At 72.4% G+C, this 7,785-nt stretch carries 7 protein-coding genes and 1 pseudogene; 6 read left to right on the top strand and 2 right to left on the bottom strand.

The features are described from left to right. Positions 1-113 precede the first annotated feature (113 nt). Positions 114-269, bottom strand: a pseudogene (locus tag ACWGIS_RS36005) (DUF5670 family protein); the annotation flags it as partial. A gap of 559 nt (positions 270-828) precedes the next feature. Here ACWGIS_RS36005 and ACWGIS_RS36010 point away from each other — a divergent pair. From ACWGIS_RS36010 to ACWGIS_RS36020, 3 genes are read left to right on the top strand one after another with little or no spacing between them, the layout of a single operon-like run. Next, the gene (locus ACWGIS_RS36010; RefSeq protein WP_453366730.1) at positions 829-1,113 is read left to right on the top strand and encodes a polyprenyl synthetase; all 285 of its coding nucleotides are present in this window, start codon (positions 829-831) and stop codon (positions 1,111-1,113) included. Next, positions 1,106-2,158: a polyprenyl synthetase family protein gene (locus ACWGIS_RS36015; protein WP_453366731.1), complete on the top strand. Its 1,053-nt coding sequence runs from the start codon at positions 1,106-1,108 to the stop codon at positions 2,156-2,158. The genes ACWGIS_RS36010 and ACWGIS_RS36015 overlap by 8 nt, the downstream gene beginning before the upstream one ends. Before the next feature lie 60 nt (positions 2,159-2,218). Then, entirely contained in the window at positions 2,219-3,382 is a 1,164-nt protein-coding gene (locus ACWGIS_RS36020) for an oxygenase MpaB family protein (RefSeq protein ID WP_453366732.1), read from the top strand. Between the two features lie 57 nt (positions 3,383-3,439). Here ACWGIS_RS36020 and ACWGIS_RS36025 read toward each other — a convergent pair whose 3' ends face one another. Next, positions 3,440-4,048 carry a sigma-70 family RNA polymerase sigma factor gene (locus ACWGIS_RS36025; RefSeq protein ID WP_453366733.1) on the bottom strand — a complete coding sequence of 203 codons (609 nt, stop codon included), beginning with the start codon at positions 4,046-4,048 and terminating at the stop codon, positions 3,440-3,442. A 77-nt stretch (positions 4,049-4,125) separates the two neighbouring features. On the opposite strand from ACWGIS_RS36025, the gene ACWGIS_RS36030 reads away from it, so the two are divergent. The 3 genes from ACWGIS_RS36030 (at position 4,126) to ACWGIS_RS36040 (ending at position 7,746) form a co-directional block, all read left to right on the top strand. Then, positions 4,126-4,962, top strand: coding sequence for an alpha/beta fold hydrolase (locus ACWGIS_RS36030; protein ID WP_453366734.1), 837 nt, complete (start codon positions 4,126-4,128; stop codon positions 4,960-4,962). Positions 4,963-5,342: 380 nt separating this feature from the next. Continuing rightward, a complete protein-coding gene (locus ACWGIS_RS36035) occupies positions 5,343-7,010 on the top strand; it encodes a sulfite oxidase (RefSeq protein ID WP_453366735.1) in 1,668 nt (555 codons plus the stop codon). Positions 7,011-7,092: 82 nt separating this feature from the next. After that, positions 7,093-7,746, top strand: coding sequence for a fasciclin domain-containing protein (locus tag ACWGIS_RS36040; RefSeq protein WP_453366736.1), 654 nt, complete (start codon positions 7,093-7,095; stop codon positions 7,744-7,746). Positions 7,747-7,785: the final 39 nt, after the last annotated feature.

Genomic DNA, 7,785 nt, shown 5'->3' on the forward strand with positions numbered 1-7,785 from the left:
CTCCGGCTCCCCGGCGGGCCGGCGCTCGTGGGGTTCGAGTCCGGCGGCGACGTCGACGCCCCCTCGATCGACGTCGAGGCGCGCCTCGCGACGCTCGCCGACCTGCCGCCACAACGGCCTCGGCTGCCGCCTGCCCCGGTGGAGCGGGCGAAGAAACCGACGAGCCAGATCACCAGGACGATCACGGCGATCCACCACAGTGCCTTCAGGGCGAACCCGGCACCGAAGAGGATCAGGGCGAGCAGGAGTACGAGAAGCAGGGGAACCATAGTTATCAACCTCCGTTCCGCCGTGTGCCCCGCCGATGAACCCGCACACCTGGAAGTTTTATGCGTTTCTTATCTGCGGGCCGGGGCATCCGGACACGTCGCCCACACCCCGCGCAGCGCTTGGGGCAACGGCGTGAAGGGCTGTCTCGTGCGGCGTACGAGGGGGCGTTCGACCGGCGTGCGGCGGGGGCGTTCGACCGGCGCACGGGCGGGTAGTCGGCGGACATGTTCTTCTTCAGCAATCGTGTCGGCTGTCTGGGGTCCTTGCTGATCAGTGTCGTGGCCACCGTCCTCCTCTGGCTGCTCCTGAGCCGCTGACGCCCGCCGCCTCCGTCCGCGGGGCCCCGCGTCCTCGACCGGCGACGGAGGCGTCCCGCACCGGCATGCGTACGGATGTCGATGGCACGTCAGTCCGCCGGGTCACCCGATGGGTGATCTTCCCCGCGTCGCCGGACGGGCCGGGTCAGGCTCGTCACGGGAACTCGGTGGGCCGCCGCCCCCTTCCCGCAGCCGGACACCGCGCTGCGGACCCGCGGCGGCCGCAAGCAGAGGGGGACGCGTGGCGGACGAGACCGGACGAGGGCAGGGCGCGGGACACAGTGACGTGCTGCTGCTCGGTGCGGGTGTGGCGGACCTGGCCGTCGGCGCGCTGAGCAGCGTCGTGGGAGGCCTGCGCGGGCTGCTGGGCCGCTCCGACATGGCGGAACTGGCCGGGGAGGGGCGAGAGGACCTCAAGGCCCGCGGACGGCTCGTACTGGACCGCTGCGCCGCCCGGCCACCGGCGCACATGGAGGTGCTGGCCCGCCACGCGGCGGCCCGGCGCGCCGGCGGCGCCGATGACTGAGGGCAGCGACCACACCGCCCTCAAGGCCCGGGTCGACCGGGTGCTGCGTGACTTCGTGCGCCAGGAGACCGACCTGCTCCTGGACATCGACGAGCAGCTGGCGCCGGTGGCCGAACAGCTCCGGGTGGCCACCCTCCACGGCAAGCGGCTGCGGGCGGCGTTCTGCTACTGGGGCTGGCGGGCGGCCGGACAGCCGGACAGCGAGGCCCTGGTGCGGGCGGCGGCCTCCATGGAACTCGTGCACGCGGCCGCTGTCGTGCACGACGACCTCATCGACGCGAGCCGCATCCGGCACGGCCTGCCGACCGCCCACCGGGCCCTGCGCGCCGTCACGGCCGAGGGCCCCCGCCCCAAGGCGGCCGCCCGTTCGCTGGCCATGCTCGTGGGGGACCTGCTGATGTCCTGGGCCGGGCAGCTGTTCACCGCCTGCGGCCTGCCGGGTGCCTTTCTCTCCCGGGCCCGACCGGCGTGGGCGGTCCTGGCCAGGGAACTGGTGGCCGGCGAGTGCCTGGAGATCCTGCGCACCGGGGAGCCGCCGGACACCGACGCGTCGCTGAAGGTCATCCGCTACAAGACCGCCAAGTACACCGTCGAGCACCCCCTGCACATCGGGGGTCTGCTCGCCGGGGCGCGCGGGGGGCTGCTGGAGGCGTACTCCGACTACGGACTGCCGCTGGGGGAGGCGTTCCAGCTGCGGGACGACCTGCTGGGGCTGTTCGGCGACCCGGCGCGCACCGGGAAGGCCAACGCGGACGACCTGACCGCCCGCCGCCCCACCACGCTGCTGGCGCAGACGTGGCAGGGCGCGTCGGCCGCCGAACGGGACGAACTGACGCGGCTGCTGGGGCGGCGCGACCTCGACGAGGACGGCGTGGGCCGGGTGCGGGAGATCATGCACGGCGCCGGTGCCCCCGCCCGTGTCGAGGCGATGATCGCCGAGCGGATCGCCCTCGCCGTCGCCGTCCTGCACGACACGGACCTGCCTCCCGAGGCCGGCCGCGCCCTCGGCCACCTGGCGCGGATGGCCACCACCCGACGGCACTGACACCCCGCCGCGCCGCTTCGCCCGCGCGGCTGATCCGCGACGATCCGCAAGGAGTCCCAGATGGTCTACACCGAGCAGTCCCTGCAAGCCCTGCGGGAGGCGGGCGACGAACTGGCCGACGCCACCGTGGCGACCCTGTTCGAGCGGGGAGAGGTCGGGAAGTTCAACACCCTCATGCGCTACTTCTCCGTCGCGGGGCAGGAGTTGCCGGACGGACTGCCCGAGGTCGCCCGCGCCTATCTGCACGAGACGGCGGCCCCGCCCGCCTGGGTGGACTGGTCCGAAATGGAGAAGGCCCGGCTGTTCTTCATCGACAACAACGTGCACATCTCCACCGCCCTGTCCTTCGCCTCCATGCCGGCCTGCTACGTCGTGCCGCACGTCGCCAGGCTCCTTTCCGCGACGCACGGACTGAGCTATCCGTCCAAACGCATGGCGGAGACGGGGCAGTTCACCGTTCACCTCATGCAGCCGGACGCCTTCGAGGCCGGCGGCCGCTTCGTCCCCGCCGCGCAGAAGGTCCGCCTGCTGCACGCCTCCATCCGGCACCACCTGCGCCGCGAGGGCCGCTGGGACACGGCGGGCCTGGGCGTCCCGATCTGCCAGGAGGACATGATCGGCGGGCAGATGATGTTCTCCATCCAGGTCCTGGACGCACTGCACCGGCTCGGCATCCACATGAGCACGGAGGGCGCCGAGTCCTACTACTACGCGTGGCGTGTGGTGGGCGCCATGCTGGGCGTCGACCAGGAGCACGTGCCGCAGGACCTCCAACAGGCCCGCCAGTTCTCCGACTTGTACATGACCCGCCACATGGGGCCCTCGGAGGAGGGCGCCCACCTCACCCGCCAGCTCCTCGACCTGTACGAGGAGGTCGTCCCCGGGACCCTCTTCGATCCCGTGGTCGGCGCCCTCATCCGCTACCTCATCGGGGACACCTGCGCCGACTGGCTCCAGGTGCCGCGCACTCCCTGGGACACGGCCGTCAAGGCCGCTCCCGCCCTGCTGGGCGTCCTGGAGACGATCGAGGACAGCTCCCCGCTGGGGGCCTGGGCCCTGGACCGCCTCGGCCACCTCACGACCCGCTTCGAGCTCAGCTCACTGACCCGCGGCCGCGTGATGCACTACGCGATCCCCGAACACCTCAAGAAGGACTACGGCATCCCCACCGCGGTGACCCGCACCCGCCGCTGGACACCGCCCGCTCCCACCCTCGCCCCCTGAGCCGGCGCGGACGGCTGCCGTTCCGGTCACCGGGGCCGGCCCGCCTGAGCCGCGCGCTCAGACGTCGCCCCGGAACCAGTCGCGCTGGATCCGGTGCGCGAGGGCGCGGCGCACCGACGCCGAACCGGTGACGGCGCCGGTGTTCTTCCCGGGCACGTCGAGGCGGCGGCTGATCTCGTCGTACGCCCTGCGGTAACCGCCGGGCAGTTCGCCCTGACCCGCCCGCAGGTCCTCCTCGACCAGGCGGCGCAGCTCGTCGACGCTCTCGGGGGTGAAACGCCTCCTGCCGCGGGCGAGGGCCTGGACATGGCTCGTGCAGTGGGCGGTGTCGTGGCAGGACTCGGAGATCGCGTCGGCGAGCGCCCACAACCGCCCTTCGAGCCAGGGCGCGTCGTGCTGGTCCAGGGTGAGGTCCACCGCCGGCGACGCGTCGCCGGTGTGGCGCCTGGTCAGCTGCTTGGACACGGCGGGCTGGCTCATCCCGGTGAGGCGGGCGATCTTCTCCTGGGTCCAGCCGAAGCCGGCGAAGACGAGGATCAGCTCGGCGCGCAGCGCCCGCATCTCCTCGCCCGCGCGGATGATCTCGTTGATGCCGGCCAGCATCGCCTCGGCCTGCTCCTCGCTCAGTGCCGAGGGGTCCGCGGGTCCTGTCTCTCCACCTGCCATGCCCTGGTTATACACCCTCACCGGTCCGCGTCATAACCTGGTTGTAAAACCTGGTTATAGCTGTCAGGATCCCGGCCATGCCCACCTTCACCGCACCCGACGGAACCCGCCTCGCCCACCGCGCCGAAGGCAGCGGCCCGCCGCTGATCTGCGTCCCCGGAGGCCCCGCCGACTCCCGCTACCTCGGCGACCTCGGCGGTCTCTCCGCGCACCGCCGCCTGATCGTCGCGGACCTGCGCGGCACCGGCGGTTCGGCGGTGCCCGCCGACGCCTCCACCTACCGCTGCGACCGTCTGGTCGACGACATCGAGGCGCTGCGCGCGCACCTGGACCTGCCCCGCGTCGACCTGCTCGGCCACTCCGCCGGCACGAACGTCGCCGTCCAGTACGCGGCCCGCCATCCGGAGCGCCTGCGCACCCTCGTCCTCGTCGGCCCCAGCACCCGCGCCGTCGGCCTGGAGGTCACCGGGCGGACGCGGCGCGACCTGGCCCGACTCCGCAGCGGCGAACCGTGGTTCGCCTCGGCGTACGCGGCGCTGGAGACGCTCACCGAAGGCGCCGGTGGTGACCCGGAGGCCATCGCCCCCTTCTTCTACGGCCGTTGGGACGACGCCGCGCGCCGGCACCACGTCGCCGGCCGGCCGCGGAACGAGGACGCGGTCGCCCACTTCGCCGCGGAGGGCGCCTTCACCCCGCGGGCCACCCGGGAGGCGCTCGCCGCCTTGCCGGCGCCCGTCCTGCTGCTGACCGGCGAGTACGACGTCAACAGCCCTCCGGGCGCGGTGGCCGAGCTCGCGGCCCTGTTCCCGGACGCGCTGCCGGCGGTGCAGCCGGGCGCGGGCCACTACCCGTGGCTCGATGACGCCGGGCGGTTCGTGGCGACGACGGAGGGGTTCCTGGCACGGCACGGGTAGTCCGGCACCAGGGACCTGCGCGCCGCTGCCCCGAGGACCACCCGAGTTCCCCGCGCAGCCTCGCTGCGGGCGGTCCCCGTCACGCCCGTGCCCCGACCGTGGCGGTCAACCGCTCACGCCAAGGTTCATCCCCGCCCCACGGCTCCGTGACCGATGGCGCAAGGGACTCGGCGATGTGATCCACGGACGGGGCCGAACTCGCGTAAGCGCAGGTCAAAAGCCGTGCCAACGGCCGAAGGCGGTATGCCTCGGGGCGCGTCGAGGGGCCGCACGTGAGCGCATGATCCGTAGCCGCGGGCCTCGCGGATTGGTCGGTTCGCCAATTAAATCCTTTTAGGTCAGACACCAATCCGGCCCCCGCCGAGGACCGGATTCCCCACGTGACGACAGAGCAGAAAGACCGGCAACAACCCGCACGCTGGGCGCGGCTCCTTCTCGGCGCGCTCAGCGGGTTCCTGGCCGGCTTCGCGGCTCTCGCCGTAGCGGAACTGGTGTCCGCGGCGGTGCGACCGCAGGCCGGTCCGATCGTCGCCGTCGGCGGTGCGGCCATCGACCGCACCCCCGCCCCGGTGAAGGACTGGGCGATCCGCCACTTCGGCACCAACGACAAGCTCGTCCTTCAGCTCGGGATCCTCGCCGCCCTGGTCCTGCTCGCCCTGCTGCTCGGGGTGCTGGCGGTCCGTCACCGCCGCCTGGGGGCGGCCGGGGTGCTCCTCTTCGGCGTCGTCGGAGCCGTGGCGGCCACCAGCCGTCCCGATTCCACCGGCCTCGGTGACGCCCTGCCCTCGGTCGTCGGAGCCCTCGCCGGTGCACTGCTGCTGTACGTGCTGATCGGACGGCTGCACGCACCTGCCCCGCAAACGGCCGGAGCACCGTCGGCGGCCTCCGCCGGGGAGCCGGCGCCGCACGACGGCACCGGCTCGCCGGAAACGTCCGGAGCCGAGTCGGGTGGACGGGGCTGGGACCGCCGGGGATTCGTCATCGCGGCGACCGCCGCAGCCGCCGTGTCCGCCGGCGCCGGACTGTGGGGCCGCTCGCTCAACGGCCGCACCGGCAAGGAGGCCGCCGCCTCGCGCGACCGGCTCATCCTGCCCGCCCCCTCATCCGCCGCCCCGCCCGTCCCCAAGGGAGCCGGGTTGCGTGTGGCCGGGGTCAGCCCGTTCGTGACGCCCACCAAGGACTTCTACCGGGTGGACACCGCCCTGGTCGTGCCGAAGGTGGACGCGACGAGCTGGCGGCTGCGGATCCACGGCAAGGGCGTGTCCCGCCCGGCCACGTACAGCTTCGAGGACCTGCTGCGCCGTGAACTCGTCGAGCGGCACATCACGTTGACGTGCGTGTCGAACGAGGTGGGCGGCCCGTACGTGGGCAACGCGCGCTGGATCGGCGTCCGCCTCGCGGACCTGCTCAGCGAGTGCGGTGTCAAGCCGCCCTCCCGAGGCGGCCCGGCCGATCAACTGGTCGCCCGCTCGGTCGACGGCATGACCATCGGCAGCCCGGTCGACGACGTCATGGACGGCCGCGACGCTCTGCTGGCGGTGGGCATGAACGGTGAGCCGCTGCCCTTCGAGCACGGGTTCCCGGTCCGCATGCTCGTGCCCGGCCTGTACGGGTACGTGTCGGCCTGCAAGTGGATCGAGGACATCGAGCTGACCACGTTCGATGCCTACGACCCCTACTGGGTCAAGCGCAAGTGGGCCCGCAAGGCGCCCATCAAGACGCAGTCCCGGATCGACACCCCCAAGCCGTTCGCCCGTCCCGCGGCCGGCACGGTCATGGTCGCCGGCGTCGCCTGGGCCCAGCACCGGGGCGTCGACAGGGTCGAGGTCCGCGTGGACGACGGCCCGTGGCAGCAGGCGGACCTGGCCTCCGAGGACACCCGCGACACCTGGCGTCAGTGGTCCTTCCCCTGGAAGGCGACCAGAGGCGCCCACACCCTGACCGTGCGCGCCACCGACCGCACGGGCCGGGTCCAGACAGACCGGCGCACCCGCACCATCCCGGACGGGGCCAGCGGGCGCCACTCGGTGGTGGTCACCGTCGACTGACCACGCCCCCAAGCCACTTCATTCCTTTCACCAGTAATCACTACACAGCGTTTCGTACGCCACACCCCACAGGAGAACCCTCATGAACACCCGTATCCGCCGCACCGCCGTCACCGTCGCCGCAGTCGCCATGCTGCCGATCGCGCTGACCGCCTGTTCCGACGACAGCAAGGACTCCGCCTCCTCCACGTCGAAGACCTCCGCCACCGCCGAGGCCACCGACAGCTCGGCCGGCGGCGCCGCCGGCGAGATGAGCTCGGACGAGCCGTTCGGCCCGGCCTGCGCCTCGGTGCCGAAGGACGGCGCCGGCTCCTTCGACGGCATGGCCCAGGACCCGGTGGCCACCGCCGCTTCCAACAACCCGGCCCTGTCCACGCTGGTCACCGCCGTCAAGAAGGCCGGTCTGGTCGACACGCTCAACAACGCGGAGAACATCACCGTGTTCGCGCCGACCAACGACGCCTTCGCGAAGATCCCGAAGGCCGACCTGGACAAGGTCCTCAACGACAAGGAGCAGCTGACGAAGATCCTCACGTACCACGTCGTGGGTCAGAAGCTCACTCCCAAGGACCTGGAGAACGGCTCCTTCCCGACGCTGGAGAAGTCCAAGCTCACCACCTCGGGCTCCGGCGAGTCCTACACGGTGAACGACTCCGCCAAGGTCGTGTGCGGCAACGTCAAGACCGCCAACGCCAACGTCTACATCATCGACACCGTGCTGATGCCCAAGAGCTGACGCCGGCCGACAGCGGCGCCGCCGGGGCCGGCCCCCGGC

It is taken from the genome of Streptomyces sp. NPDC054842, from assembly GCF_053611025.1.

Coding starts and splice junctions, on each gene's coding strand:
- ACWGIS_RS36015 (WP_453366731.1), top strand. CDS start 1,106: ATGACTGAGGGCAGCGACCACACCGCCCTCAAGGCCCGGGTCGACCGG.
- ACWGIS_RS36020 (WP_453366732.1), top strand. CDS start 2,219: ATGGTCTACACCGAGCAGTCCCTGCAAGCCCTGCGGGAGGCGGGCGAC.
- ACWGIS_RS36025 (WP_453366733.1), bottom strand. CDS start 4,048: ATGGCAGGTGGAGAGACAGGACCCGCGGACCCCTCGGCACTGAGCGAG.
- ACWGIS_RS36030 (WP_453366734.1), top strand. CDS start 4,126: ATGCCCACCTTCACCGCACCCGACGGAACCCGCCTCGCCCACCGCGCC.
- ACWGIS_RS36040 (WP_453366736.1), top strand. CDS start 7,093: ATGAACACCCGTATCCGCCGCACCGCCGTCACCGTCGCCGCAGTCGCC.